This window comes from Pantoea sp. X-Soil-TKNS-1279 (assembly GCF_059730565.1).
In genome coordinates, this window is the sequence record NZ_AP035949.1 from 221,389 (window position 1) to 247,434 (window position 26,046).

The following is a 26,046-nucleotide window of genomic DNA, read 5'->3' on the forward strand; positions in this document are numbered from 1 at the left end:
CCTGTTAAGCATTGCGCAGTTGCGGCGCGATGTGGTCGGCAATCAGTTCAATCGAGCGCAAAATATCGGCGTGGGGAGGATCAATCGAATGCACCTGGAAGGTGATATCGGTGGCGCGCGCCAGCACACTGTCCTGCGCCAGTGAGGCCTGCACCGCTGCGACATCGCCGAGATGGGCGTCAAACTGCCGAATATGGTCATCCAGTGAATCACCGAACAGGTGATGTCCACTGGCGCGAAACTGGTCGGCCTGACGCTGCAAACCGGCTTGCGCCAGACGCCGCGCATAGCCGCTGGAATCCGCGACAAAGGCGGTGCGGGAGGCGAGGATACGTGGCGCAATCCCTGCGGGTAGCGCCGCCAGATAGGCGTCGATCATCGGGTTTTGCAACGCATCCAGCGGCAAATCGGGCTGTTCGGCGGGACGCGGTTGGGTACGCGATAGCATCAAACCATGCCCCGCCTGACCGGCGCGTGCGGCTCCCTCCACCGAAAAGGTGGCGATCCACACCCGCTGTGGCAATGAAGTGGCCGGCGGATAAAGATGGTTATCGGGATGCGCCAGGCTATCGCCACGCCAGGCACTCAATACGCTATGCAATTGTTCGGCAAAAAAAGGCGCGCGTTGCTCGATTGTCAGACCAAACGGCAGAAACGAGGTCGCCGTGCCTCCGGAGCCAAAACCGACCTCCAGACGCCCGTTACTAAGCAAATCCAGCACTGAAGCGTCTTCCGCCACGCGCAGCCCATTCTCCAGTGGCAGGGTAATGATGCCGGTGCCAAGACGGATGGTGCGGGTATGCGCTGCCACATAGGCGAGAAACACCAGTGGGGCAGGCAGCCCGCCTTCGTGCTCATGAAAATGGTGTTGCGCGATCCAGGCGCTGTCGAAGCCGCAGCGCTCGGCGTGTTGAATCTGTTCGGTCGCCAGCCGGTAGCGCTGTTGGGCGCTGCCTTCATCCAGCAGACGGGTAAAAAAACCAATGCGTTTGCGCGTCATGCAGACTCCTTAATCAGCGGACGGAAAGCGGGAATCGCCTCGATCAATGACCGGGTGTAGGGATGCTTTGGGGTAGTGAACAAGGTGACAACGTCACTCTGTTCTATCACTTCTCCGGCGCGTAGCACGGTGACGCTATGCGCCAACTGCCGCACCGTAGCGAGATCGTGAGTAATAAACAGATAGGTCAGGCCAAGATCGCGTTGGAGCTGTTGCAGCAGTTGCAAAATCTGCGCCTGCACCGTGACATCCAGCGCTGAGGTGGCTTCATCCAGCACCAGAATGGCCGGTTCGAGGATCAGCGCGCGGGCGATCGCCACCCGCTGCCGCTGTCCACCGGACAATTCGCGTGCTTTGCGTGTCAGCAGCTCCAGCGGCAGTGCCACGCGCTGCGCCACCGCCTCAACCCGCTGACGGCGTTGGTCACGACTCAGACGCTCAAAATTGCGCAGCGGTTCTTCGATGATGGCAAACAGCGTCTGGCGCGGATCGAGCGATGCGTACGGGTTCTGATAAACGAACTGAATTTTGCGTCGCAGCTGGCGACGTGCTTCGCTGCTCAGGCCGCTGGCGTCAATGCCATCAATCACAACGCGGCCACTGTCGGCTTTCTCAAAACCGACCAGAATGCGCGCCAGGGTGGTTTTACCTGAGCCGGACTCACCCACCAGCGCGTGGGTGGTGCCACGCGGCACGCTGACGCTGACCTCGCGCAGGGCATGAAACTGCTGCCGTCGTCCCAGTCGAAACTGTTTACCAATGGCGGAAAGCTGTATCGCCGGGGTGGAAAACGCCGCGTTCACCTGCGGAGCCTGCGCCAGGCGATTAAGCTGAGCATCCTGCAAAAGCTGGCGGGTGTAGGGATGCTGCGGAGCATGGATCACCCGCGCGGTGTCACCCTGTTCCTGAATCTCACCGTGACGAAACACCAGCAAACGATCCGCCCGTTCCGCGGCCAGCGCCAGATCGTGTGTGACGAACAGCACGGCGGTGCCGGATTCCCGGCGTAGCACGTCCAGCAGATCGAGAATGCGCTTCTGTACCGTCACATCCAGCGCGCTGGTCGGTTCATCGGCGATGATAATTTGCGGGCGCAGGGCGAGGGCAATTGCGATCAACACCCGTTGCTTCATCCCACCCGAGAGTTGATGCGGGTACTGGGCGGCACGCTGCTCGGGATGGCTGAGGCCGACGCGGCTCAGTAACTCAATCACCCGCTGCTGCCGCTCCTGACGGCTGATGCGCAGATGCAGTTGCAACATCTCACCCACCTGTTCACCGATGGTCTTGACCGGGTTGAGCGAGTTGCCGGGGTCCTGCGGCACCAGGCTGATGCGCACCCCGCGCAGGCTATCCAGCCGTTTGGCGGACCAGTTGCTGATATCGGTGCCGTTAAGCAGAATCCGCCCGTGGTCGCGGCGACCATTTTCCGCCAGCAAACCAATAATCGCCTGAGCCGTGGTGGTTTTACCGGAGCCGGACTCGCCGACCAGCGCCACCATTTCGCCCGCCTGCAAGTTGAAGCTGACGTTATGTACCACCGGACGCCATAACCCCTGCTGGCGATAGCTGAGGGTGAGGTTTTCAAGGGTCAGCAATGCGCTCATTTTGCCCCTCCGGCCAATTGTTGACTGATGCGGTTGGCTGCCAGCACCACGGCGACCACCACGATGCCGGGAAACAGGGTCAGCCACCAGGCGGTGGCGAGATAATTGCGACCTTCCGCGATTAACAATCCCCACTCTGGTGTCGGTGGTGGGGTGCCATACCCGAGAAAACTCAGGGTGGAGAGCGCCAGAATCGCCTGACCAAATTGCAGGGCGGCAAAGGCGACCACCGCCGTCAGCGAATTGGGTAAAATGTGCCGCCATAACACGCGCCAGAAACTACCACCGCTGCCGTATGCGGCTTCGACATATTCACTGCGTCTGACGCGTACCACTTCACCGCGCGCCAGGCGGGCAAAACTGGCAACCGAAGCAATACCCACCGCCAGTGCCGCATGAATCGTGCCAAATCCCAGCAAAATCAGGATGCTGAGGGAAAGCAGCAAGGAAGGGATGGAGAGCAACACGTCCACCAGCCGCATCAGCACGTTTTCGGTACGTCGGCCGACGGCCCCGGCAATCACCCCCAGCGTGGTACCGCCGACAAACCCCATTGCCACGGCGGCAAAGGCTGCCGCCAGCGACTGCGACGCGCCATACACGATGCGGGTGAACAGGTCGCGTCCGAGTTGGTCGGTGCCGAGCCAGTAAGTGGCCTGCGGCGGCAATCGCTGCGCGCCGGCGATGCCTGCGGTGGGACTGAAATGGGTCAGCAGTCCCGGCGCGAGGGCGGCTAACAGCGCCAGCGTTATCACCCCCCACGCCAGCCACAAACCCGGTTGTAGCGATAACCTGGCGCGTGGGTCAGACACGCGTTCGCCACGGCGTGCGGCTGCGTAATCCACCAGACTCATCAGTGGCCTCCTGGAATAGGTTGCAAACGGGGATCGAGCAATGGCATCAACACATCCACCAGCAAATTAATCAGCACAAACCCCAGCGCCGAGATCATCACCACTGCCTGAAGTACCGCGACATCCTGATTGTTGACCGCCTGCTGCGTCAGTTGGCCCAGCCCGCTGCGGCCAAACACGGTTTCGGTAATCAGCGCTCCGGCAATCAATTCGCCGAGCAGTAAACCGGCGATGTTCAGTACCGGCAGCAATGCGTTGCGCAGCACATGACGCCATAACACCCGGTTTTCGCTGGCCCCTTTGGCGCGCGCCACCGCGACAAAGGGTTGGGTAGCGACTTCATCAATGCTGCGCAACAAAATCTGCGCCAGCGGCGCGGAGATAGGGATCGCCACGGTGATCACCGGCAGAATCAAGCCCTGAAGAGGGGAAGGGTTGATGACCGGGATCCAGCGCAGTTGAAAGGAGAACATCTGGATCAAGGCGATGCCGAGCCAGAAGGTGGGTAACGAGATAAATAACGCCGGGACTGATTGCAAAAATGTTCGCACCCCACGCAGGCCCGGCAGACGTGACAACGCCGCCAGGGCAAACGCCAGCAATGCCGCCAACAGAAAACCCGGTAGTGCCAGGCTCAGGGTGGCTGGCAGATTACTGGCGATCAATGCGCTCACCGCGACCCCAGCCTGTACCGAATAACCAAAATCACCACGCAACATCGCCAGCAGGGTATGGAGATACTGCTGCCAGATCGGGCTGTCGGCCCCGTACGCCAGCCGCATTTGCGCAATTTGCGCCGGGCTGAGGCCGAGGTCCGGGTTCTGAAACTTAATCAGAATCGCATCGCCCGGCAGCACCTGGAGCAGAAAGAATGACAGGGTAAACGCCGCCCATAGCACCAGCAGACTTTGTCCCAACCTGCGCAGCAGAGAGTGTCGCATCGTCAGCCCCCGTTAGTGTTTTTCCAGCCACGCGCCGTAGAACGACGGACGCCCTACGGCTTCAAAACTGATGCCCTTCAGCCAGGGCGCACCGGCAAACACCTGCGGTTCTTCAAAAATCGGGATGACATAGGCGTGGTCCAGCAGGTAACGCTGGGCGTCTGCGGTTAATTGCAGACGCTTTTGTGGTGCGACTTCCGCCGAGATATTGACCAGCAAGCTGTTCAGTTGGTCGTCACGGAAATTTTTCACCTTGTCGCTGGAGCCGCCTTTTTGCAGCAGCGCATCACGATTGGTGGGATAGAACATGCTTTTTACCACATCCGGATCGGCACGCCCCACTTCCGACACCGTCAGCGGCGTTTTCAGCGGATCAAGGTTATCCAGGGTTTTGCTGCCCGCATCACCGGCTTTCACCGTCAGCACCACGCCCACCTGACGCCACTGCTGCGCCACCAGTTGCAGCACTTCTTTGTTTTGTGGTTGAGGCGGGGATTCATACACCGTCAGCGCCAGTTTCTGACCGCCTTTTTCACGGATGCCATCGCTGTCGGTATGCCAGCCTGCCTCCTCCAGCAGCTGTTTCGCCTGTGCCGGATCGTACTTCAGCTTGTCACTCAGGTTGACGTAACCCGCCGCTGAGGCAGCAATCACGGACGTCGCTTGCGGATAATTGGGAGAGAACAGGGTTTGCACCACTTGCTGCGCATTGGTGGCATGCAGCAAGGCCTGACGCACCTTCACATCGCTGACCAGCGGGTTATCCGGGCGAAAACTGATGCTGTCGTTGACACCACGCGTGGGGGCCGCATAAATCGGGAAGTTTTGTGCGGTGGCCTGTTTTTCGTCATACGCCTGTACCTGACGGATAAAATCGGCCTGTCCGGCCAGCAGCGCGCCGATACGCACGCTATCTTCAGGCGTCACAATAATTTTGATGCCGTCGAGATTGGCCGGGCCTTGCTGCTGAATGTTTTTTGGCCCCCAGTGATAATCTTTGCGCGCCACCAGGTCCACTTCACGGCCCAGTTGTTCATTGCTGACCACAAACGGCCCGGAACCGATGATATGACGTGCATCGCCAAGTTGGTCAAAACTGCGTTGCAGGGTACTCAGGGAAACCAGCCCTGAGCCGATGGTGGCGGTGCCCTGTAAAAAACCCGGCGACGGTTTTTTGAAGTAAAACTTCACCGTCAGAGGATCAATGACTTCGCTGTGATCGTAGTTGTTGATCACCTCAGAAACCGGCAGGCGCTGCGCTTTATTACCCAGCCCGTAAGTATCGAAGTTTTTTGCCACGGCGTTGGCATCTAACGGTGTGCCATCGGAGAAGGTCACGCCCGGACGAATTTTAAAGGTGTATTCGGTTTTATCGGCGTTGCTGCTCCAGCTTTCGGCTATCCACGGTTCAACCTGCAAAGTTTTTGGGTTTTGCCAGGTGAGTTTGTCGGTAATCTGATTGAGAATGCCGCCGTTCGGGTAGAATCCGCCAGCGGGGGGATAGAGGTTGGTATGCGGTTGTTGTTCCAGATAAATCAGCGTCCCGCCTTTTACCGGCGTGTCGGCTGCCTTCGCGCTAAAGATCCCGGTCAGCAGGGCGAAAGTTAATGCCTGCAAGTGAAAACGTTGCTTCATGATGGTGAATTCCTTTGTTATCAATTACCCGACGGGCGGTTTTCATCATCGAATGCCACGGCGCGGAGTTGAACAAAGGAAATGCACTAAGCTTTGCCGGAAAAAATAAATGGCGGGGTGAGTAAAAATGCGTGATAAATCGCGCGCGCTACAAAGCGAACGATCGGCAGCGGCGCGATTTATCGCGCAGAATTAACGCCAGTGACGCGTAATAAATGCGGCCGCTGCGGCATAACGGGTGGCATCATCCAGCAACAACTCATCGGTTCCAACCTGAATCGCCAGCGGTGGTAATACTTCCGGCGCGCCGTATAGCGGTGAGGCCAGTGGCGTGGTGGGATCGTTACCGTTCAGGTAAGTTGCGGCCAGTTGGGTCAGGACTTCCGGGCGGACTATTTCCATTTTCTTAATTCACTTTGTCGATTTTGTTGTTTTACGAACGTTATTCCCCGTTCCACACTAGCCGCCATATTCACGATGGAAAAGGATAAGGCGCATGTCATACCGACTGAGTTTGCTGGATAAATCGCCGATAGCGGAAGGAGAGGGTGCGACTGGCGCGCTGCATCGCACCCTGCATTTGGCGCAGCAGGCGGAAGCCTGGGGATATCATCGGTTCTGGTTGGCGGAACACCATAATTCTACTCAGTTAGCCAGCCCGTCACCCGAGTTGCTGATGGCGTGGATTATCGGTCAGACGCGCCATATTCGCGTGGGTTCCGGTGGCGTGATGTTGCAGCACTACAGCCCGTATAAAGTGGCAGAAAACTTCAACCTGCTGGCCTCACTGGCGCCGGGCCGGATCGATCTTGGCGTAGGTAAAGCGCCCGGTGGTCTGCCGCTGTCGACGCGTGCATTGCAACTCGGTGTCCATGCCGCTGAAAAAGGCAGTTTTGCCGAACAGCTGGCGCTGCTGGATGGCTGGCTTCAGCCCGCAACGCAACAACATGATGAAGAATCACTGGTCGCCACGCCGCAACCTACCCGCCCGGCCAATCGCTTTTTGCTGGGGGCCAGCGAAGAGAGTGCCCGGCTGGCAGCCGATCTTGGCTGGCAACTGGTGTTCGCCGCGCATCTGAATGGCGACCGTGAATTGATGGAACGGGTGCTGGCACGTTATCACCAACTCAGCAACGGTCAGCGCGCACTGGTGGCGGTGCAGGTGGTGGTGGCGGATTCCCCGGCAGCGGCTGACCTGCTGGTCAGTAATCTGCGTTTCTTTCACGTCAACGTGCAGGGCGGCCAGAGCGTGAATGTTGGCAGTCTGGAGCAAGCGGAACGTTATGTGCGTCAGGGGGGATACAGCGATTACGTGATTGAACCCCGTACCCCGTCGTTACTGAAAGGCACCGCCGCACAGGTACATGCCCAGTTGGAGGCGCTGCATCAGAACTTCGGCATTGATGAATTTGTGATTGATTCGCCGGTGGCGGAAGAACAAGCTCGCCTGAAATCCCTTGAACTGTTGGCAACCCATCGTCTGGTCGCGGCCTGAGCAACATCCCCGGAGACATCCTATGACGCAATTTTCGCAACAACAGCTGATTGACTGGCGACGCGAGCTGCACAGTTGGCCGGAACTCTCCAGTCACGAAGTGGAAACCACCGCCCGTCTGCGCGGTTGGCTACAAGCTGCCGGAATACGGTTGCTGGATTATGCACTGGAAACCGGTGTGGTGGCGGAGATCGGTCAGGGTGATACGGTGATTGCGCTGCGCGCCGATATCGATGGTTTGCCGATTCATGAGGCCACTGGCCTGCCGTTTCGTTCGCGTCATACCGGTGTGATGCATGCCTGCGGTCATGATGTGCACAGCGCGGTGATGCTGGGTGCGGCGCTGCAACTGAAGGCCCAGGAGGCGCAGCTAACGGGGCGTATTCGTATCCTGTTTCAACCCGGTGAAGAGAACGCCACCGGCGCACGGCAATTCATCAAAGCCGGCGTGTTGCAGGATGTGCAGGCGATTTTTGGGATGCATAACGAGCCTGGCTTGCCCACCGGCACCTTCGCCACGCGCGCTGGCGCTTTTTATGCCAATGCCGATCGCTTTGTGATCCGCGTCAGCGGCACCGGCGCGCATGCCGCACACCCGGAACAGGGAGTGGACAGTATCCTGGTCGCCAGCCAGATTATTCAGGCGCTGCAATCATTGACCAGCCGCAGCTTTAATACGCTCGATAGCCTGGTGCTGAGCGTCACCCGCATCGACGGAGGAAAAACCTGGAATGTGCTGCCGGGTGAGGTCGAATTTGGTGGAACAGCCCGTACCCACGACCGGCAAGTCCGGCAGCAGCTGGAACAACGGGTGCGCCGCCTGGTCGAGAACGTGGCGGCTGCCGCCGGAGCCAGCGCCAGCCTGAGCTGGCACGCCGGGCCACCGGTGCTGGAGAACGACGCGCATTGGGCTGCTTTCGCCAGTAACGTGGCGCAGCAGGCGGGCTATCGCGTGCAAACCGCCGATCTGCATCTCGGTGGCGAGGACTTCGCCTTTTATCTGCAACAGATCCCCGGCGCTTTTGTCAGCATCGGCAGCGCCAGCGATTTTGGCCTGCATCATGGTGGGTTTAACCCGGATGAAGCGCTGATCGCCCCTGCTGCCAGTTATTTCACGCAACTGGCGCAGCAGGCGCTGCTACATCTCAATGCCCGATGTCGTGACGCCATTCTGAATTAACCCATTCTTCAACCCGATATTCACCTATAGCGGCATCCTGCGCGATGCCGTCAGGCTTCGCTATGGCTAAAGAGGGACCATTATGACTGTAAGACAACTTCGACTGGGCACCATTCTGCATGGTGCATCCGGCAACATGTCTGCCTGGCGTCATCCGGCGGCGCTGGCCGATGCCAGCATCAATATTGATTATGCCAAACAGATTGCGCGCAAAGCGGAGCAGGGCAAGCTGGATTTCCTGTTTGTTGCCGACGGCCTGTTTATCAATGACAAGTCGATCCCGCATTTTCTTAACCGCTTTGAACCCCTGACGCTGCTGTCAGCCCTGGCGGGCGTCACCCAGCATCTCGGCCTGGTGGGCACCGTCTCCACCTCCTACAGCGAACCTTTTACCGTGGCGCGTCAGTTCGCCAGCCTTGACCATCTGAGCGGGGGACGTGCGGGTTGGAACGTGGTGACCTCGCCGCTGGAAGGGTCGGCGAAAAACTTCTCGCGCCAGCAGCATCCTGAGCATGCATTGCGTTATCGCATCGCCGACGAATATTTGCAGGTGGTGAAAGGGCTGTGGGATTCGTGGGAAGAGGATGCCTTTGTGCGCAATAAAGAGAGTGGGCAGTTCTTCGATGCCACCAAACTGCACACCCTCAACCATCATGGTGATTTTTTCCAGGTGCAGGGGCCACTGAATATCGCGCGCACGCCGCAGGGGCGTCCGATTATCTTTCAGGCCGGTGCCTCCGAAGATGGTAAAAAGCTGGCAGCACGACACGCTGACGCCATTTTCACCCATCAGCCGACGCGCGAAGAGGCCCAGGCATTCTACCGCGATGTGAAAAAGCAGCTGGTCGCCAATGGCCGCCAGCCCGAGGATCTGCATATCTTCCAGGGGGTTGGGGTGATTGTGGGTGATGATGCCGAGGATGTGGAGCGTCAGTATCAAACCACTGCCGCGCTGGTGTCGATTAAGGATGCACTGAATTACCTTGGTCGCTTCTTCGACCACCACGATTTCTCGCAATACCCGCTGGATGAACCCTTCCCCGATATCGGTGATATCGGTCAGAACAGCTTCCGTAGCACCACCGATGAAATCAAACGTAAAGCCCGCGAGAACGGCCACACGCTGCGTCAGGCGGCGCTGGAGGCAGCCACGCCGCGCCCCCTGTTCCACGGTACGCCTGAACAGGTGGCGGATGGCCTGCAACTGTGGTTCGAAAGTGCAGCAACTGACGGTTTCATTATTAACGGCGGTACGCCGGATAGCTTCGAACGTTTTGTTGATCGCGTCGTGCCGATTTTGCAGGCACGCGGTTTGTCACGCCTTGAATACCCTGGGACCACGCTGCGTGCCAGCTTCGGTCTGTCCGATCCGGTTAATCAGTTCACACAACAATAAAAGCGAGTTGATGCTATGCAGAAGAAGATCTCCCTCATCGCCCTGTTATTACTGACCAGCAGCGCTGCCGCCCTCGCCGAAGAGGTGGCGCTGAACGGCCAGCAGGTCAGCCTTGAAGCGAACAAAACCCCGATCAACACCAGCAAAAACAGTGCTGCCGTGGCACAGATCCCCGCCGGACACCATTTCGCCGCGCCCGGCACCTTTACCGTGGCGGTAGCGGCGCAGAACTCACCGCCACTGACGGTGTTTAGCGATGACAACAAAACCCTGTTGGGCAGCGAAGTGGATATTGCCCGGCTGGTGGCGGATAGCCTTGGGCTGAAGCTGAAGATCGTACCAACCTCATGGGAGGACTGGCCGCTCGGCGTGGCTTCCGGTAAATACGATGCCGCCATCAGCAACATCACCGTGACCAAAGAACGTAAAGAACGCTTCGATTTCGCCACTTATCGCAAGGACTCGCTCGGTTTCTATGTCAAAACCAGCAGCCCGATAAAATCCCTCACCAAAGCGGAAGATATCGCCGGGCTGCGCATCATCGTCGGTTCCGGCACCAATCAGGAAGCGATTTTGCTGGCGTGGGACAAAGCCAATCAGGCCAAAGGTCTGAAACCGTTCACGCCGATCTACACCAAAGATGACGCGGCGCAAACCCTCGCATTGCAATCGGGCCGGGCTGACGCTTACTTCGGCCCCAACGTGATTGGTGCCTGGAAGGCGGCCCTGACCGGACAGACGCGTTTAGTCGGCAGCGTTGACGGTGGTTGGCCGAAAGCGGCGCACATCGCGGTGACGGTGAAGAAAGGCAGCGGTCTGGCGGAACCGATCAGCACCGCGCTGAATGGCGTGATGCAGAACGGCGACTATCTCAAGGTACTTAATCGCTGGGGTGAGGGTGTCGAACATATCGACCGCTCGGAAGTGAATCCGGCGGGTCTGGGCGATTAAGGAGGCGGCATGAGCCAACAAGTTTTCCGTGAAGTGTCGCCGGAAGCGCCTGAGTTACAGCCAATTCTCACCGGATTATTCGGCGAATATGAGGCGCGCTACGGTGATTTCTTCCGCAACAGCAAAGAAGTGGAGCAGACCGAATGGTACTTAGCACCGCATGGGTTGTTTATTGTGCTGGAACGGGACGGCGAGATCATTGCTATGGGGGCGTACAAACCCTATGACGACCACACCGCTGAATTCAAACGGATCTGGACACGTAGCGACCTGCGCCGTCAGGGGCTGGCGCTGCTGATTTTGCAGGAACTGGAACGGCGCGCGCTGCGCGCCGGTTATCAACGTATTTTCCTCACCACCGGTTTCCGCCAGCCGGAAGCGGTGCGTTTGTATATCGGCCACGGTTATCAGCCGCAGTTTGAACTGCGTGACGATATGGAGATCTACGGCCAGCCGCCACATGACGGGCGCTTGCGCTTCCTGAAAGTGATTGATGTGCACAGCAAGGAGCCTGCATGAAATCCGCACAACCTTTAACTGTGGTCCCGGCGCGCTATCCGGCGCGCACCTTCGGAGCGATTGTTGCGCTGTTTATCCTCGCCGGGGTGATTGAGTCGGTGGCGTTTAACCCGCGCTGGGAATGGGGCGTATTTGCCCGCTGGTTTTTCGATCCGGTGATCCTCAGCGGGCTGGGACAAACCCTGTTGCTGACGCTATTTGGCACCGTGTTCAGCCTGATCTTCGGCGGCCTGCTGGCGCTGGCACGGCTGTCATCCTCGTGGTTGTTGAGCTGGCTGGCGTTTGGTTATATCTGGCTGTTTCGTTCGCTGCCGCTGATTGTGGTGCTGATCATTCTGTATAACTTCTCCTACTTATACGACACGCTCTCCTTCGGCATTCCCTTTACCGCGTTGTCGTGGGGGCATTTCCAGACCATCAACGTGCTGGGGCAGTTCCCGGCAGCGGTGATCGGCCTGACGCTGGTACAAAGCGCCTACAGCGCCGAAATCATTCGCGGTGGCTTTCTCGGTGTGGATCACGGGCAGTTTGAAGCTGCCTCGGCGCTGGGTTTGTCCTCTTCGCGTCGTACGTTTCGCATCATTCTGCCGCAGGCGCTGCGCGCCATCATCCCCACTGCATTTAATGAAATCATCAGCCTCGCCAAAGGCACGGCGATGGTTTATGTGCTGGCGATGCCTGAACTTTTTTACACCATCCAGATGATTTACAACCGCACGCAGCAGGTGATCCCGTTGCTGATGGTTGGGGCTGCCTGGTATCTGATTATCACCACCGTGTTGTCGTTATTGCAGCACAGCGTTGAACGCTGGCTGGCGCGCAGCGTCACCCGCGAACCGCAACCCTCGCGCTGGCGTCAATGGCGCAACCGCGTCACTACTGAGGATCTCTCCCATGTCCGAAGCCATTGATTACCGTAATCTCCATGCCACCGGTGCCATCAGCATCACCCATGTAAGCAAGTTTTTTGGCAAACATCAGGCGCTGGATGATGTGTCGCTGGAACTCGCTCCCGGTTCCGTCACCGTGATCCTCGGGCCGTCCGGTTCGGGAAAATCGACGCTGCTGCGCACCATTAATCATCTGGAGCGGGTGGATGAAGGGTTTATCCAGATTGATGGCGATTACATTGGTTATCAGCGTCGGGGCGATAAACTCTATGAATTAAAAGAGAAAGCCATTCTGCGTCAGCGCATTAACGTGGGTTACGTGTTTCAGAATTTTAATCTGTTTCCCCACCTGACGGTGCTGGAAAACCTGATTGAAGCGCCGATAGCGCATCGCCAGCTCACGCGCCGCGCGGCGATAAACCGCGCTGGCGAGCTGCTGGATATCGTTGGCCTGCGGCATAAGGCGGATGCCTGGCCGCGCCATCTTTCTGGTGGTCAACAGCAGCGTATCGCCATCGCCCGTGCGTTGATGCTTAATCCGCGCGTGATGTTGTTTGATGAACCCACCTCGGCGCTTGACCCGGAACTGGTGGGCGAAGTGCTGGATGTGATCAAGAAACTGGCGCGGTCCGGCACTACGCTGGTCATCGTCACCCATGAGATCGGTTTCGCCCGTGAAGTGGCGGATAACGTGGTGTTTATGGTGGATGGCCGGATTGTCGAGCAGGGCAGCAGCCAGCAGGTGCTCAACCAGCCGCGTCATGAAAGGACGAAGCGCTTTCTGGCGAGGGTGCTGTAACGAATATTCATCATGTGCAGGAACTACCTGATAAAGCGCGATAAATCGTGCAGCTACTTATTGGTCAAACAGTTGCATTCAAAATAAACTGCACTATCCTCACAAACACGGCGGGACTAAAACCGCCGTCACAAAAGCAGCTATCCTGCGTCATACAATCATAACTGCTGTAATCCATCCATTTAAAATCAACTGGTTGCAATGAAAATACGCTTCCTGTCGGCTAATGAGCATAAACTGGCTGAAGTACGCACCATCCTTGAGCCGGTCGGTGTCGAGGTGATCCCTATCGCGCGCCGTATCGAAGAGATCCAGACCGAAAATGAAGTCGAGTTGGTGCGCGATAAGCTCACCAAGGCGTTCTCGATTATCGGTCGCCCGCTGTTTGTCGAGCATACGGGCTTGTATCTGGATGGGTTAAATGGCTTACCGGCCGGACTGACCCGCATTTTCTGGAATCGCCTGGAAGCGGAGCGCTTTACCAAGCTGGTTCAGGGGTTGGAGAGCCAAAGCGTGACCGCCAAAACCGTGCTTGGCTATTGTGATGGCCGTAAAATGTATCTGTTTGAAGGCGAAGTCCGCGGCACCATTGCCGCACAGGCGGCGGGCCCACGCCAGTTTCAGTGGGATTGTGTGTTTATCCCGGAAGGGCATACGCAAACCTTTGCCGAGATGGGCGAGCTGAAAAATGAGATCTCGATGCGACGCCTGGCGCTGGATCGCTTCGCCACATTTTTGAAAACATCACGGGGATTGGCATGAAACCGGAACTGAAACGTGCCTACGATGCTGGCAAGCTGATTCTGTTTGCCGGGGCCGGGATTTCACGCAACCTCGGTCTGCCGGAGTGGCATGAGCTGATTGCCCATCTCGCCAATGAACTGGGCTACGATCCGAAAATTTTCAATACTTACGGTACGCATCTGTCGCTGGCGGAATATTACAAGCAGCGTAAAGGGTCGCTCGGTCCGTTGCGCAGTTGGATGGACCGTGAATGGCATCGCCCGGATATTGATGTGCGCAGCTCAGAAATCCATACCATGATCACCCAGGGTAATTTTTCGCGCATCTACACGACCAATTACGATCGCTGGCTGGAGATGGCGCACGAGGCGCATGGCGTGCCCTACAGTAAGGTCGCAAATGCCGCCGATCTGGTGTCGCTCACTGAAGATAAGCGGCATATCATCAAATTACATGGTGATTTTGACGATGACACCTCGATTGTCCTTGATGAAAGCAGCTATTTTGAACGACTGTACTTCGATTCGCCGCTGGATATTAAGTTGACTCATGATGTGATGGGTAACTCGGTGTTGTTTGTGGGCTACAGCATCAGCGATTTCAACATCCGTCTGTTGTTCTATCGCCTGACCAAAATGTGGGGGCGTACCGGACTGGCATCGGCGCGACCGAAATCTTACCTGTTTACCAACCGCAATAATCCGGTGGCGAAAGAGGTACTGGGGCAGTGGGGGATTGAGATGATCGTCTCTGAAGAGGATGATCCGCGCAAAGCACTCGCGGATTTTTTGCAGGAATTGATCGCCTGACAGGCAAAAAACCATTGCCTGGCAACGACAATTCGGAATATACTGTATATAAATACAGTTAACGAGGTGCATCATGGCAGTCGAAACCAAATATGTTGTGGTCAGAAAGGGTGAAGAGAAAATGACGTTTGCCAATAAAAAAGACGCAGATGCCTGGGACAAAATGCTCGACATGGCAGATGCCTTTACTGACTGGTTGCTGCAAAACAATCCTGAAATGGATGAAGGCCAGGCCGAGGCGCTGGGCTTGCAACTGGCAGAGCAGAAAGACGCAGTGCAGCATATCCTGCGTACCAGCAAGCTGCCGGAGCCGGTAAACGCGGAAGAGACGGTGTCAGCCGAAACCGCCAAAGCCGATGAGGCCGAAGAGGCACCGGCGGATGCACCGGAAAAGAAACCTCGCGCGGTAAAAGCCGCCTGATTTAACACCACGCCGTCGTTAAGTACGGCGCGGTTGTTATCCCGTAGCGGCGCGATTTATCGCGCAATTTGATGCAATGTCAGAAAAAACAGCGCGATAAATCGCGCCGCTACGTTTGGTATCAATCTGAGTTTTTTATCTGATAACGGGTGCTACGACCGCCTCCCGGCAACTTTTCCAGATAACCCTTATCCAACAACTCGGTCAGATGGCGTGTTGCCGTCGCTTTACTGACTTTCGCCACTTTTTGATACTGACTGGCGCTGATAGCTTCGACAAATCCCTGTTCGCCGCCACCCAGCAAACGGTTCAATACTTTCGCCTGTTCTGCACTCAGCGCGTCGTCACGATGGTTCGACCAAAAACGCGCTTTTTGTTGCGTACGCTTCACCGCCTGCAATGCCTGTTCGAGGCTGTCATCCAACACCTCCAGAAACCACACCAGCCAGGCCGTGACATCCATTCCTCCGCACTGCGTCTCCTGCAAAATGCGGTAATAGTCTGCGCGCCGCGCCAGAATGGATGCTGACATGGCATATAAACGAATACTTTGGCTATCCGCTTGCGCCAATGCCAGATCGGTTAACGCGCGGGTAATACGCCCATTCCCATCATCAAAGGGATGTAAGGTGACAAACCACAAATGACATAATCCGGCGCGTAAGAGCGGGTCGAGCAGCACATCTGTGCAACTGTCATTAAACCAGGCGATAAACTGTTGTAGTTGCGCTTCTAAGCCGGCGCGCGGTGGGGCTTCAAAGTGAACCGTGGGGCGATCGATGCGGCCGGAAACCACCTGCATCGGTTCATCACCCCGCAGGGTGCCCACATTCACCCGTTGTACTGACCATTCGTTAGTGGGAAACAACCAGCCATGCCAGCCACATAAGCGTTCCAGAGTTAAAGGTTGATCGCGCAGGGTGATGGCATCCATCATCATGGCCGCCAGACCTTCGGAACGCTCTGATACCGGGTAAGGTTGGTCAAGCGACACCCCAAGGCGGCGGGCAAGAGATGATCTTACCGACTGGGCATTCACGCGCTCATCCTCAATGGCGGATGAGGAGAGGATATTGGTCAGCAGGGTATCCAGCGTTTGTTGATCGCTGTTGTCGGCAATACTGGCTCGTCCTAGCAACACACCACGCTGTTGTTGCAGGTGTCTCAGGCAGGGTAGTAATCGCGCATCCTGCCAGAGAAAGTTCGGCCAATCAGGCTGTTGCCATATCCACATGTTTTACCTCAGGTTAATCTGTCAGTGAGCCAAATATTTTGCTAATCAGCTCGCTGGATGAGCCGATAACATCACTTATTCGGCTCACAATATGAGCCGAATAATAGATCATATTCGGCTCATTAACCAGTTAACCTCGACCACCTCCTTCTGGCGGCACGATAAATCGCACCACTACATCAGAACAAATCCACTCGAACATCAATACCCGCAGTACGACCATTATTGACCTGAGCAAATGCGGTGGTGCCGCTCAGGAAGCCATAGGTGCGATAACGGCGGTCAAACAGGTTATCAATATAAGCCGAGACGGTGATGTGTTGCGTGGCCTGCCACCCCAGACGCAGGTCAGTGGTGGTGTAGCTCCCCTGGCGCAGCGTGTTGTCGCCATCAAAATATTGTGGCCCCACCAGATTGATGGCGGCGCGCGGCATCAGCGATCCAAACGGTGTTTCTATATTACCCGTGATGCTGGTGCCAGCCGCATAGCGAGGAACAAAGGGCACACGTTTACCGGCATAACTTTCGCTGTCATCGCTAAACTCCGACCGGACATAGCTGCCATTGACGCCCCACGACCAACCCGGCGTGAACTGCCAACTGGCGTTTAACTCAGCACCGCCGGCATTCGCGCTGCCCGCATTGCTCAGCGTCTGATAACCCACCGGCCCCGAATAGAGTTGCAGGTTGCGTGTGTGGGTGTAGAACAGCGCACCATCAAGTTGCACGTTGCCCTGCTGATAGCGGCTGCCAATTTCATAGTTGATGGAACGCTCGGCATCATAGGGGTCCGCAGAGGTTCCGGCGACTGGTGAGATGGAGAAACCGGCCGGTTTATATCCCTGGGCGATACGCGCATACAGCCGCCAGGCGTCGGTCAATTGATAGCCGCTGGAGAGCTGACCCAACCACTGATTATCGCGGGTGCTGTTGCTGTCACCCCACCCATAGCCCAGGCTATTGCCGCTGTAGCGCGTTTCCGCTTTGTCATGAGAAAAACGCAGGCCGGTGCCTAAGTCCCAGCGAGAGGTGACATGCCAGGTCAGATCGCTGTATGCCGCGAGGGTTTCCATCTGAGTGTGTGAATGGGTAGCAGTGATGGCGCTTCCGGCGTAATCATAATGCGAATCCATGGCTTCGCGGGTGTCCTGGCGGTAGAGACCAAATACCGCGTCAAGGGTGTCATTACCGCGCGTTGCCGCGCGCAATTCCTGCACATTCTGGTTCCAGCGCTCGGGGAGGTTGGCGGTGTAGCCGCTGTAGGGGAATTTACGATCGTAATTTTGCTGCTGCCATGCTGTCACCAGGCTGATAATCCAGTTGTCACCGTTATAATGCCCGCTCAGTGACTGACTGTGGCTGCAACTGCGCAAGTAAGGATCACCGCCCCCGGCATCAATCGCCAGCGTGCGGCTTTTAACATTGGCAAACGGAACATAGGTATCCTGGGTGGCGTGGGTGCAGGTTTCCGTCACATCCGCTGTGGCTTCCCACGGTTGACCGTCCGGTGCCAGACGCAGTTTGACATTCCCGGCGTTAATGCGTGAGCCACCGAGGTGATCGCTACCGGTCGCGGGGTTGGTCATCGCACCGTTATCCACCTGACGCAGCAGGGTAGCGCTACCGTACAGCAGCCCATCCTGAATGGGGCCACTCAGCTGCACCTTACCGTGATAGCCGTCGCGGCTGGCATAACCGCCTTCGATATAACCGCGCGCGGTACTATCAGGTTGATGCGTCACGATATTGATAATTCCGCCCTGAGCGCTTTTACCATATAGCGTACCTTGCGGGCCGCGCAGCATTTCCACGCTATCCACATCCAGTAATGGTTGCATCGCCAGGGTCGATAATTGTGGTACGCCATCGACATAAAAACTGACTGCCGGATTATAAAAATCCTGTGCCGATGAGATGCCGCGCAGCGACACCGACTGAAACAGCAGGCTGCCGCTATTGCCCATTTGTAAACCTGGCAGCACGCGGGGTAACTGATCGGTACGGCTGACATTGGCATCAGTCAACGTACTGCTATCGACTTTTACCGCCGACACGTTGCGTGAAGATGCCGCAGTCGGTGCCTGTTTACTGGCTGTCACCACCAGGGTATCGGTCTGAGTGGCGCTATCGGCAAAGGCGAGTGGGGCAAAAGCCAGGCTGCTGCCGATCCACAGCGCAAGGGGAGTTAATTGCATGGTATGGCGTCCCTGAGGTTCGAAAAATCCTGAGGTTACGGCAGTGACGGAAAAAAACATTGCACGACAAGGTGCAAAATTGCACGATAAAGTTAAATAGAAATCATTATCATTAAGGAGTTTGGGGTGAATCAATCGCACAAGGACGCGCTGCTGCAACCGGGGATTAGCCACTTTCTCGCTGGCAATCTTCGGCTCACGCGGGTTTACACCACTTTGCAACAGGATTTGCGCCTCAGTGGTACCAGTGCCGCCCATCTGTCGCTTGTGATCATGCGTGAAGGGAGTGGCCATTTTTCCCTGCAACCGGGGCAGATCCAGCCCTTCCAGCCAGGGTCATTACTGCTTTCCAGTTCGCGTTTTCCCTGCCAGGGTGAAGACTTCTTTCCGCGTCACTATCTCTATGATTTGTTTATAGTTAACTATCCGGTTGGCTGGTGTGATGCGCTTGACTGCGCGGGTCTGGATAGCGGCGGTGTGCAGGGGCAAGTCTGGCGTGCGCCCCTGAACGACACTCTGGGGGCGTTGCAGCAGCAGATCGACGTGGCCTGTCGTGACCAAAGCGCCTTCGGTCAGTTGCAATTGGAGAGTTTGCTGCTGTCACTGCTGTGGCACGGCATTGTGCAGGTACAGCAAGGGGAGGATTGCCGTACGGGCGGCGCGCTGCTAATGGGACGCGATCGTCAACGGCTGATTCGCGCTCGTGATTACATGCAGCAGCATGCCTGCCGGGACTTGACGCTCGAGGAGGTGGCGCGCGCCGCCGGGATGAGCCAACTGGCCTTCAAGCGCGGTTTCCGCGCCATGTTTACCATCACGCCATGGAATTTTGTTATCGAATGTCGTCTGCAACAAGCGCAGTTGCTGCTGAGTCAAACCATGCTGACGCTGGATGATATCGCTACTCGCTGTGGCTTCTCCCACGCCAGCCACTTAAGCCGTTATTTTCAGCGCCAATATGGGCAGTCTCCGGGCCGCTATCGACGTCAAATCAGCGCATCCTGAGCACTTTTTCACCCCCTTCATTGTGTGTTTTCTGTGCAGTTGTGGCGATTTCAGCCTGAAATTTTCACTTGCGATGCGAATTATAATGATTATTATTCGCATCAATTTGCCGTTTGCAGGTGACAAGACAGGAAGAAATTATCCCCCGAACTTCGGTTTGAACTGACAAGGAGAACCCTATGGTGGAATCAGTGATTGATAGCAGTCGTTGGCCATTGGTGTACTACGTGATGCCCGAACGGGTGAGCGCTGAGGATGCTCACCACCACATTGCCGCGCTTCAGGCCATACTGGATCGCCAGCAACCTTTTGTGTTGATTTTCAGTGGGGTGGAGTTGCCCAGTGATTCTGCGGCGTTCTTTCGTCAGTACAAAGCCTGGGGTAAACGCACGCGATCGGCCCAGCAACGTTATTGCCTTGGCGCGGTGCGGGTTGAACCGGATGACGCCAAACGACGTTCACTGTGGCGCAAAGCCCTGCGTTACCTGACCAGCAGCACCATCCCTTATCCCTATCAGGTGGTTGCCAGCGCGCAGGAAGCCGAAAGTCAGGCACAACGCTGGCTGTCAGGAGGCCAGCATGGCGCGCGCTGAATCCCGTTCACCATTACGCGATACGTTGAGCCTGCTACAGGGTGAAAGTCGCACGTTTTTGCTGGCGTTGTGCCTGGCGGCAATCGCCGTGGTGCTGGAGTTGATCCCTTACGCGCTGCTGTGGCAAGCCGCCGTGGTTGCCGATCCTGGCGTAATGCTGATGTGGCTGGCGCTCTGGCTGTTGCTGGCGCTGCTGGCAAAATACGCGTTGCTGACACTGGCAGGTTACTTTAGCCATCTGACGGCATTTCGCGTGCTGTATCGCACCCGATTGCGGTTGGCTCAGGCGTTGGCGCGCATGCCAATATTGCAACTCAATCCCTACAGCAGCGCGTCATTGCGCAATATCATCCTCAACGATGTTGAACGCGTGGAGCACTTTATCGCCCACCACTGCGTGGATATTGTCGCGGCGCTGCTCAGTCCATTGATCGCCGCGTTGTTTTTGTTCTGGCTTGACTGGCCAATGGCGCTCGCGGCGCTGGCAACCGTGCCACTGGCCTTGCTGGCGCAAAAATGGTTTTCACGCGGCATGGCGGAGCGCACGGCACAGTATCATCGCGCCTCCGGCGAACTCGATAGTGCACTGGTGGAGTATGTGCGCGGCATACCGGTAATGAAGGCGTATCAGCAATCGGCGCGTGCGTTTCGCCTGTTGCACCAGCGGTTGACGGCGTATCAGCAACTGGTCACGCAATTTACCCGCCATGCCGTGCCCGCCTGGTCGGTGTTTGTGGTGATCCTCAATGCCAACCTGTTTATCCTGCTGCCGATTGGCATCTGGCGAGTGGCACATGACGGGTTAACGCCCGCGACCCTACTGTTGAGCTTAATTCTGGGTAGCGGCTTGCTTAAACCGCTGTTACGCGTGACTTTTTTGAGCTCAATGCTGCGGGAAATTTTTGCCGGTACGGCACGTATTATGCCACTGCTACAGACACCCTCAGCACTGAGGACCTCATCCATCCCTACCTCCACCGCCCTTGAGGCAACTGAGGTGAGTTTTGGCTATGGCGAAGCGCCTGTCATCAACAAGGTGTCATTGCAAATTGCCGCTGGTCGCTTCTACGCCCTGATCGGTCCGTCCGGCGCGGGTAAGTCAACCCTGGCCTGGCTATTGGCTGGCATGTTGCCCAGCCACGCAGGGCAGGTAACCCTTGGCGATTGCGACGTGCAACACCTGGACGATGCGACGCGCGCCCGTTATCTGGCGCTGGTGTCGCAGGAGGTGTTCCTGCTGCAAGGGACGCTGGCTGACAATCTGCGACTCGGCAATCTCGACGCCAGTGAGGCTGAACTCTGGCAGGCCCTTGCGTTGGCGCAGGCGGAAACCTGGGTGCGCACATTGCCGCTAGGGTTGCAAAGCCCGGTGGGTGAACGTGGGCTGACACTCTCTGGCGGTGAACGTCAGCGTATTGCGATTGCCAGAGCGCTGGTCGCCAATACACCCATTTTAATTCTCGATGAAGCCACCGCCTTTGCCGATGCGTTGACGGAAACAGCGTTTTACCGAGCGTTGCGTCTGGCGCGTCCCGCTACCACGGTGATCAGCATTGCTCACCGCTTGTATGCCGTGCAGTCCGCCGACTGCCTGGTGTTGATGGACAAGGGAACGATAGTGGCGCAGGGGCGTCATGATGTGCTCCTCGCCAGTAATGCCCGTTATCAGACTCTGTGGCAGAGCCAGTTTGCACTGGCGCACTGGCATATTCGTGCACAGGAGGTGAAAGATGTCACTAATTAAACGGGTGTTAAGTCAGCCTTCTGCGGGACGTCATCAGGTAGTGAGCGGCATGCTATGCCGTTTTCTGGCACAACTTTGCATGGTGCTGCCGTTCTTTATCGCCTGGTGGGCGCTGAAACAGGTGACAACGTCACCGTTGACGTCCTGGTTTTGGACCCAACTGGGGGCGGCATTGCTACTGTGTCTGGCAGGGCAGTTGATTTTTTCACATATCGGCCAGTTACGCTGTTTTCTCGGCAGTTATCAGCTCATGAACGACGTTCGTGAGCAAACAACGGACCATTTACGCCATCTGCCATTAGGATATTTTCAACAACACCGGCTGGGTGAAACCAGCACGTTGCTGACTGATGCGATGCGGCGCGTGGAAGAGATATTTTCGCATCTGCTGCCAGAGGTGATCACCGGACTGGCGACGGCGCTGCTGTTTTTGCTGGCGCTGGCCTGGGTTGACGCGCGTTTAACGCTGGCGTTGCTTTTGCCGTTGCCCGTTGGGGCGTTGCTGTTGTGGTGGATGGGGCGTTATCTGTTGCGGGGTACACAGCAGCAGGGGGCCCGGTTTGTGCGGGCTTCCGGTTTACTGCTGGAGTTTATCAGTGGCATCAGAACATTGCGTCTGTTCAATCGCACCAGCCCGATGTTGCAGCAACTGGATGAAACCTTTGCCGCCATCCGTCGCGCCAGCATGGGCATTGAAGCCTGGGGCGGCGGCAGTGTGCAGCTGTTTCGTTTCATGGCGGAATGCGGGTTAGTGGTGTTGTTCCTGTGTGCCGCCTGGTTGTTTCGTTTGCATGAGATCGACACCCTCACCTGGCTGCTGTTTGTACTGGTGGCGGTGAAAGTGATCGACCCGCTGCTCGATGCCGCCGCCTATTTCACGTTGCTACGGGTGATGCAGCAATCGGCGCAGCGCATCGATACTCTGCTGGCGCAACCCGGCATGCCGGAGCAGGGCGAACGGGCGTTAACTGCGTTCAATGACATCGGCTTTGAACATGTCAGCTTTGGCTATCATGAGCGCGATGTGGTGCATGATATTAATTTTCAGGTGCCGGAAGGCAGTGTCACCGCCTTAGTGGGGACATCGGGCAGCGGTAAAAGTACCCTGTTACACCTGTTGGGCGGTTTCTGGCCGGTACAACAGGGGGGGATCATGCTTGGCGGTGTACCGCTGGCTCAGCTCGGCAGTGAACAGATCTATAGCCGCATCGGTTATGTGTTTCAGGATGTGCAATTGTTTGATGGCAGTGTGCTGGACAATGTTCGCATTGGTCGGCCAGACGCCAGTGATGAGGCGGTGATGGCGGCCTGTCGGGCGGCCAGCTGTGAGGCGTTTATCAACTCACTGCCACAAGGTTATCACACGCAGTTAGGAGAGGGGGCGCAGCGACTTTCGGGTGGCGAACGGCAACGGTTGTCGATTGCGCGGATGATGCTGAAAGATCCGCCGATTATCGTGCTGGACGAAGCTACCGCCTTGCTCGATCCGCTGTCGCAGGTGCAGGTGCAACAGGCATTGACGCGTCTGGCACAAGATAAAACCGTGGTAATGGTGGCACACCGACTGCGGACAGTTGAATTTGCCGATCAAATTCTGGTCATGGAGCAGGGACGCATCGTGCAGCGCGGCACGCATCAAACGCTGGTTCAGCAGCAAGGGTTATATCGTAGCCTGTGGCTGGCGCAGGAGGGGCGATAGAGTATCAGGGCCGCGATGGGGAACATTGCGGCCTTTTCCGATTATCACTTCACAACTCATGATGCGAAAAAAATCACCGCCGCACCGTATTATCCATCGCCATCTGGTTTTGCTGATGAAATCTTTAGATAAAACTCAGGAATTCAGTTCCGGCAAAAATAAACCCACGGTAACAAAATGAAATAACTCTCTTGCTTCGCATCGGTGGCAAATTTACGATTTTAAAATACACAAATTGTATGGACGATTCCGTATGAATTTCCGTGCTGATATTAATGGCCTGCGTGCTTACGCCGTGATCCTGGTGCTGCTGTATCACGTTGGTGTCAGTGGTATCAGCGGGGGATTTCTTGGCGTGGATATCTTCTTTGTCATTTCCGGTTATTTGATGACGGGAATTATTCTTTCGCGTCTGCAACAGCAAAGGTTTTCGCTGTCAGGTTTTTATGCATCCCGTTGTCGCCGTATTATTCCTCCGCTGATGGCGATGTGCGCCATCTTGCTGATGGTGGGTTATTTCCTGATCCCGCCCGATGAATATAAAACCCTCTCCGGGCATATTGCCGCCAGCCTGAGCTTTATTTCTAACCTCGTTTATTTTAAAGAAGCCGGATATTTTGATGCCGGTTCGATGTATAAATGGCTGCTACATACCTGGTCGTTAAGCGTAGAGTGGCAGTTCTATCTGCTGCTACCGCTGGCGCTGATGTTTACCGCCCGTTATCTGCGGCGTCAGTTTGGCTGGGTGATGGCAATTGGTGCGTTGCTGTCATTTACCCTGGCGCTGGTGGTGACGCATTTGCATGACACCCTGGCGTACTTTATGTTGCCAACCCGCGCATGGGAGATGCTGGCGGGGGGGATGGTATATCTGGCACCCAACAGTCGGCTGACCGGGCAGCGTTGGGTGATATTGCCTGCGCTGTTGGGGTTAATTGCCAGCGCGATGTGGATTGATGCAGGAACCACATGGCCTGGCGTGATGACTCTCATCCCGGTAGTGCTGACCGCGTTAATTATTCACGTTACAGCGAACGATAGTCCGTTGCTCAATAACCGCGTGGTACAGCCGATTGGCAAAGCATCCTATTCCATTTATTTGTGGCATTGGCCGCTGTGGGTGTTCTGGCATCTGGCGGATTTGCCGGTTACACCGGTCAGCCAGGCCGTGTTAATTACCTTGTCGTTGTTGTTGGGGGGATTATCCTGGGCGCTGGTTGAGAATAAAGCGGGTTTTCTGAGTGCAACAACATCAGTGGCTTTGGGGAATGCGGCGCTGGTGCTGCTGGCGGCCCTGTTAATCGTCGCACAACAGGGATTTCCAGCCCGCGCGCCGCAGAGCGTTAGCCAGATTAGTCAATACGCAAAACAACGTTTTACCGCTGCGCGCGGGTGTCTGGTGGTGAACAGCAAGCAGTCTCCGCAATGTACTTTCGGCGAGGGCAATGAAGTTAATCTGGTGGTGTTGGGCGACAGCCATGCTAATGCGCTTTTATCTTCGGTGGTCGCCAGCGGTAATGCAGCTTCTGATGCGGTGGTATTTATCGCGCAGTCGGGTTGTCCGACGGTGCCGGATATTAACCGACCGGGACGACCTGATTGCGGGGATTTTGTTAAAAATGCCCTCACCACCATTGAAGAGAAATATCCCCAGGCCTCGGTGTTGATCATCAATCGCTTTTCACTGTATTTACATGGTGAAAATGGCAGCAGCGATGATATCCCACAATATACATTCGCCAATGAAGTCAGTTCACTGACAAGTTTCCAGAAACATTTCACCCGAGCAGTGAAGAAACTGGCTACGCATCGAAAAGTATTTATCATGACGCCGGTACCGGAATTTGATTACGACGTTATTTACCGCATGACACGCGATGCGATGCGCGGAAAACCTTTCGCTATCCAGTTACCGCGTGAGGAATATCTGGCGCGTAATCAGGATGCGTTGAGGATGTTGCATCAGGTGGTGGCGGAGACCCCCAATGTCACGTTACTCGATGCCACGCAGGCGCTGTGTGATAACCATTTCTGTTATGGCGCGCGTGGTGAGGTGCCGTTGTACCGTGATAGCAATCATCTGTCGGAGTTTGGCAACAAAATGCTCGGGGAGATTTTTGCCGGGATGTGGCGGAGAATTAATGGTGAGTCCACTGCGAAATCGTCACCGCAATTGACCGAGGTTGGAGATGTAGCAGGTCGATTTACCGCGCAGTTTTAATCAGATAATAAATTTGCCGGGAAAGGCGCGATAAATCGCGCCGCTACCGAGTGCGTTATCGCTGTCATCAATGCGTAAACAACGAAAAGGTGCCCGCGTAGTAATGCACCATCC

Annotated in this window: 23 protein-coding genes; 15 read left to right on the plus strand and 8 right to left on the minus strand. The window is 56.4% G+C overall.

Annotated features, from left to right (window positions below; translation table 11 throughout):
- Positions 1 to 4 precede the first annotated feature (4 nt).
- The 6 genes from AC6I8N_RS21225 to AC6I8N_RS21250 all read right to left on the minus strand — a co-directional run bounded on the left by AC6I8N_RS21225 (position 5) and on the right by AC6I8N_RS21250 (position 6,439).
- On the minus strand, positions 5 to 1,000 hold the full coding sequence (locus AC6I8N_RS21225; protein WP_497831069.1) for a putative FMN-dependent luciferase-like monooxygenase: 996 nt from the start codon (positions 998 to 1,000) through the stop codon (positions 5 to 7).
- Entirely contained in the window at positions 997 to 2,607 is a 1,611-nt protein-coding gene (locus tag AC6I8N_RS21230) for a dipeptide ABC transporter ATP-binding protein (RefSeq protein ID WP_497831070.1), read from the minus strand. The genes AC6I8N_RS21225 and AC6I8N_RS21230 overlap by 4 nt, the downstream gene beginning before the upstream one ends.
- Positions 2,604 to 3,461 (minus strand): ABC transporter permease, encoded by an 858-nt coding sequence (locus AC6I8N_RS21235; protein WP_497831071.1) that lies wholly within the window; start codon positions 3,459 to 3,461, stop codon positions 2,604 to 2,606. Before AC6I8N_RS21235 ends, AC6I8N_RS21230 begins: the two co-directional genes overlap by 4 nt.
- On the minus strand, positions 3,461 to 4,402 hold the full coding sequence (locus tag AC6I8N_RS21240) for an ABC transporter permease (RefSeq protein WP_497831072.1): 942 nt from the start codon (positions 4,400 to 4,402) through the stop codon (positions 3,461 to 3,463). The genes AC6I8N_RS21235 and AC6I8N_RS21240 overlap by 1 nt, the downstream gene beginning before the upstream one ends.
- A gap of 12 nt (positions 4,403 to 4,414) precedes the next feature.
- Entirely contained in the window at positions 4,415 to 6,037 is a 1,623-nt protein-coding gene (locus AC6I8N_RS21245; RefSeq protein WP_497831073.1) for a TIGR04028 family ABC transporter substrate-binding protein, read from the minus strand.
- A 192-nt stretch (positions 6,038 to 6,229) separates the two neighbouring features.
- Positions 6,230 to 6,439 (minus strand): alpha/beta hydrolase fold domain-containing protein, encoded by a 210-nt coding sequence (locus tag AC6I8N_RS21250; protein ID WP_497831074.1) that lies wholly within the window; start codon positions 6,437 to 6,439, stop codon positions 6,230 to 6,232.
- Between the two features lie 94 nt (positions 6,440 to 6,533).
- On the opposite strand from AC6I8N_RS21250, the gene AC6I8N_RS21255 reads away from it, so the two are divergent.
- From AC6I8N_RS21255 to AC6I8N_RS21300, 10 genes are all read left to right on the plus strand, one after another.
- Entirely contained in the window at positions 6,534 to 7,532 is a 999-nt protein-coding gene (locus AC6I8N_RS21255) for an MsnO8 family LLM class oxidoreductase (protein WP_497831075.1), read from the plus strand.
- 22 nt (positions 7,533 to 7,554) lie between these two features.
- Positions 7,555 to 8,712 carry an amidohydrolase gene (locus tag AC6I8N_RS21260; RefSeq protein ID WP_497831076.1) on the plus strand — a complete coding sequence of 386 codons (1,158 nt, stop codon included), beginning with the start codon at positions 7,555 to 7,557 and terminating at the stop codon, positions 8,710 to 8,712.
- An 82-nt stretch (positions 8,713 to 8,794) separates the two neighbouring features.
- The gene (locus tag AC6I8N_RS21265; RefSeq protein WP_497831077.1) at positions 8,795 to 10,108 is read left to right on the plus strand and encodes an LLM class flavin-dependent oxidoreductase; all 1,314 of its coding nucleotides are present in this window, start codon (positions 8,795 to 8,797) and stop codon (positions 10,106 to 10,108) included.
- A 15-nt stretch (positions 10,109 to 10,123) separates the two neighbouring features.
- On the plus strand, positions 10,124 to 11,059 hold the full coding sequence (locus tag AC6I8N_RS21270) for an ABC transporter substrate-binding protein (protein ID WP_208725747.1): 936 nt from the start codon (positions 10,124 to 10,126) through the stop codon (positions 11,057 to 11,059).
- 9 nt (positions 11,060 to 11,068) lie between these two features.
- The gene (locus tag AC6I8N_RS21275) at positions 11,069 to 11,578 is read left to right on the plus strand and encodes a GNAT family N-acetyltransferase (protein WP_208725745.1); all 510 of its coding nucleotides are present in this window, start codon (positions 11,069 to 11,071) and stop codon (positions 11,576 to 11,578) included.
- Positions 11,575 to 12,489, plus strand: a complete 915-nt coding sequence (locus tag AC6I8N_RS21280; protein WP_497831078.1) for an amino acid ABC transporter permease — start codon at positions 11,575 to 11,577, stop codon at positions 12,487 to 12,489. Before AC6I8N_RS21275 ends, AC6I8N_RS21280 begins: the two co-directional genes overlap by 4 nt.
- A complete protein-coding gene (locus AC6I8N_RS21285; RefSeq protein ID WP_497831079.1) occupies positions 12,473 to 13,267 on the plus strand; it encodes an amino acid ABC transporter ATP-binding protein in 795 nt (264 codons plus the stop codon). The genes AC6I8N_RS21280 and AC6I8N_RS21285 overlap by 17 nt, the downstream gene beginning before the upstream one ends.
- Before the next feature lie 201 nt (positions 13,268 to 13,468).
- Complete coding sequence (locus AC6I8N_RS21290; protein ID WP_497831080.1) at positions 13,469 to 14,029, plus strand: non-canonical purine NTP pyrophosphatase; 561 nt, start codon at positions 13,469 to 13,471, stop codon at positions 14,027 to 14,029.
- Positions 14,026 to 14,820: an SIR2 family protein gene (locus AC6I8N_RS21295; RefSeq protein WP_013511679.1), complete on the plus strand. Its 795-nt coding sequence runs from the start codon at positions 14,026 to 14,028 to the stop codon at positions 14,818 to 14,820. The genes AC6I8N_RS21290 and AC6I8N_RS21295 overlap by 4 nt, the downstream gene beginning before the upstream one ends.
- A 73-nt stretch (positions 14,821 to 14,893) precedes the next feature.
- Positions 14,894 to 15,241 (plus strand): YebG family protein, encoded by a 348-nt coding sequence (locus tag AC6I8N_RS21300; RefSeq protein ID WP_497831081.1) that lies wholly within the window; start codon positions 14,894 to 14,896, stop codon positions 15,239 to 15,241.
- Between the two features lie 121 nt (positions 15,242 to 15,362).
- On the opposite strand, the gene AC6I8N_RS21305 is transcribed toward AC6I8N_RS21300, so the two are convergent.
- Positions 15,363 to 16,475 (minus strand): Fic family protein, encoded by a 1,113-nt coding sequence (locus AC6I8N_RS21305; RefSeq protein ID WP_497831082.1) that lies wholly within the window; start codon positions 16,473 to 16,475, stop codon positions 15,363 to 15,365.
- A gap of 179 nt (positions 16,476 to 16,654) precedes the next feature.
- Positions 16,655 to 18,670 carry a TonB-dependent siderophore receptor gene (locus AC6I8N_RS21310; RefSeq protein ID WP_497831083.1) on the minus strand — a complete coding sequence of 672 codons (2,016 nt, stop codon included), beginning with the start codon at positions 18,668 to 18,670 and terminating at the stop codon, positions 16,655 to 16,657.
- A gap of 126 nt (positions 18,671 to 18,796) precedes the next feature.
- On the opposite strand from AC6I8N_RS21310, the gene AC6I8N_RS21315 reads away from it, so the two are divergent.
- The 5 genes from AC6I8N_RS21315 (at position 18,797) to AC6I8N_RS21335 (ending at position 25,932) form a co-directional block, all read left to right on the plus strand.
- A complete protein-coding gene (locus AC6I8N_RS21315; RefSeq protein ID WP_497831084.1) occupies positions 18,797 to 19,675 on the plus strand; it encodes a helix-turn-helix domain-containing protein in 879 nt (292 codons plus the stop codon).
- A 179-nt stretch (positions 19,676 to 19,854) separates the two neighbouring features.
- The gene (locus AC6I8N_RS21320) at positions 19,855 to 20,268 is read left to right on the plus strand and encodes a hypothetical protein (RefSeq protein ID WP_497831085.1); all 414 of its coding nucleotides are present in this window, start codon (positions 19,855 to 19,857) and stop codon (positions 20,266 to 20,268) included.
- Entirely contained in the window at positions 20,255 to 22,012 is a 1,758-nt protein-coding gene (locus tag AC6I8N_RS21325) for an ABC transporter ATP-binding protein (RefSeq protein WP_497831086.1), read from the plus strand. Before AC6I8N_RS21320 ends, AC6I8N_RS21325 begins: the two co-directional genes overlap by 14 nt.
- Positions 21,999 to 23,711, plus strand: a complete 1,713-nt coding sequence (locus AC6I8N_RS21330) for an ABC transporter ATP-binding protein (protein ID WP_497831087.1) — start codon at positions 21,999 to 22,001, stop codon at positions 23,709 to 23,711. The genes AC6I8N_RS21325 and AC6I8N_RS21330 overlap by 14 nt, the downstream gene beginning before the upstream one ends.
- 253 nt (positions 23,712 to 23,964) lie before the next feature.
- Entirely contained in the window at positions 23,965 to 25,932 is a 1,968-nt protein-coding gene (locus AC6I8N_RS21335) for an acyltransferase family protein (RefSeq protein ID WP_497831088.1), read from the plus strand.
- Positions 25,933 to 26,046 lie beyond the last annotated feature (114 nt).

Coding starts and splice junctions, on each gene's coding strand:
- AC6I8N_RS21225 (WP_497831069.1), bottom strand. CDS start 1,000: ATGACGCGCAAACGCATTGGTTTTTTTACCCGTCTGCTGGATGAAGGC.
- AC6I8N_RS21230 (WP_497831070.1), bottom strand. CDS start 2,607: ATGAGCGCATTGCTGACCCTTGAAAACCTCACCCTCAGCTATCGCCAG.
- AC6I8N_RS21235 (WP_497831071.1), bottom strand. CDS start 3,461: ATGAGTCTGGTGGATTACGCAGCCGCACGCCGTGGCGAACGCGTGTCT.
- AC6I8N_RS21240 (WP_497831072.1), bottom strand. CDS start 4,402: ATGCGACACTCTCTGCTGCGCAGGTTGGGACAAAGTCTGCTGGTGCTA.
- AC6I8N_RS21245 (WP_497831073.1), bottom strand. CDS start 6,037: ATGAAGCAACGTTTTCACTTGCAGGCATTAACTTTCGCCCTGCTGACC.
- AC6I8N_RS21250 (WP_497831074.1), bottom strand. CDS start 6,439: ATGGAAATAGTCCGCCCGGAAGTCCTGACCCAACTGGCCGCAACTTAC.
- AC6I8N_RS21255 (WP_497831075.1), top strand. CDS start 6,534: ATGTCATACCGACTGAGTTTGCTGGATAAATCGCCGATAGCGGAAGGA.
- AC6I8N_RS21260 (WP_497831076.1), top strand. CDS start 7,555: ATGACGCAATTTTCGCAACAACAGCTGATTGACTGGCGACGCGAGCTG.
- AC6I8N_RS21265 (WP_497831077.1), top strand. CDS start 8,795: ATGACTGTAAGACAACTTCGACTGGGCACCATTCTGCATGGTGCATCC.
- AC6I8N_RS21270 (WP_208725747.1), top strand. CDS start 10,124: ATGCAGAAGAAGATCTCCCTCATCGCCCTGTTATTACTGACCAGCAGC.
- AC6I8N_RS21275 (WP_208725745.1), top strand. CDS start 11,069: ATGAGCCAACAAGTTTTCCGTGAAGTGTCGCCGGAAGCGCCTGAGTTA.
- AC6I8N_RS21280 (WP_497831078.1), top strand. CDS start 11,575: ATGAAATCCGCACAACCTTTAACTGTGGTCCCGGCGCGCTATCCGGCG.
- AC6I8N_RS21285 (WP_497831079.1), top strand. CDS start 12,473: ATGTCCGAAGCCATTGATTACCGTAATCTCCATGCCACCGGTGCCATC.
- AC6I8N_RS21290 (WP_497831080.1), top strand. CDS start 13,469: ATGAAAATACGCTTCCTGTCGGCTAATGAGCATAAACTGGCTGAAGTA.
- AC6I8N_RS21295 (WP_013511679.1), top strand. CDS start 14,026: ATGAAACCGGAACTGAAACGTGCCTACGATGCTGGCAAGCTGATTCTG.
- AC6I8N_RS21300 (WP_497831081.1), top strand. CDS start 14,894: ATGGCAGTCGAAACCAAATATGTTGTGGTCAGAAAGGGTGAAGAGAAA.
- AC6I8N_RS21305 (WP_497831082.1), bottom strand. CDS start 16,475: ATGTGGATATGGCAACAGCCTGATTGGCCGAACTTTCTCTGGCAGGAT.
- AC6I8N_RS21310 (WP_497831083.1), bottom strand. CDS start 18,670: ATGCAATTAACTCCCCTTGCGCTGTGGATCGGCAGCAGCCTGGCTTTT.
- AC6I8N_RS21320 (WP_497831085.1), top strand. CDS start 19,855: ATGGTGGAATCAGTGATTGATAGCAGTCGTTGGCCATTGGTGTACTAC.
- AC6I8N_RS21325 (WP_497831086.1), top strand. CDS start 20,255: ATGGCGCGCGCTGAATCCCGTTCACCATTACGCGATACGTTGAGCCTG.
- AC6I8N_RS21330 (WP_497831087.1), top strand. CDS start 21,999: ATGTCACTAATTAAACGGGTGTTAAGTCAGCCTTCTGCGGGACGTCAT.
- AC6I8N_RS21335 (WP_497831088.1), top strand. CDS start 23,965: ATGAATTTCCGTGCTGATATTAATGGCCTGCGTGCTTACGCCGTGATC.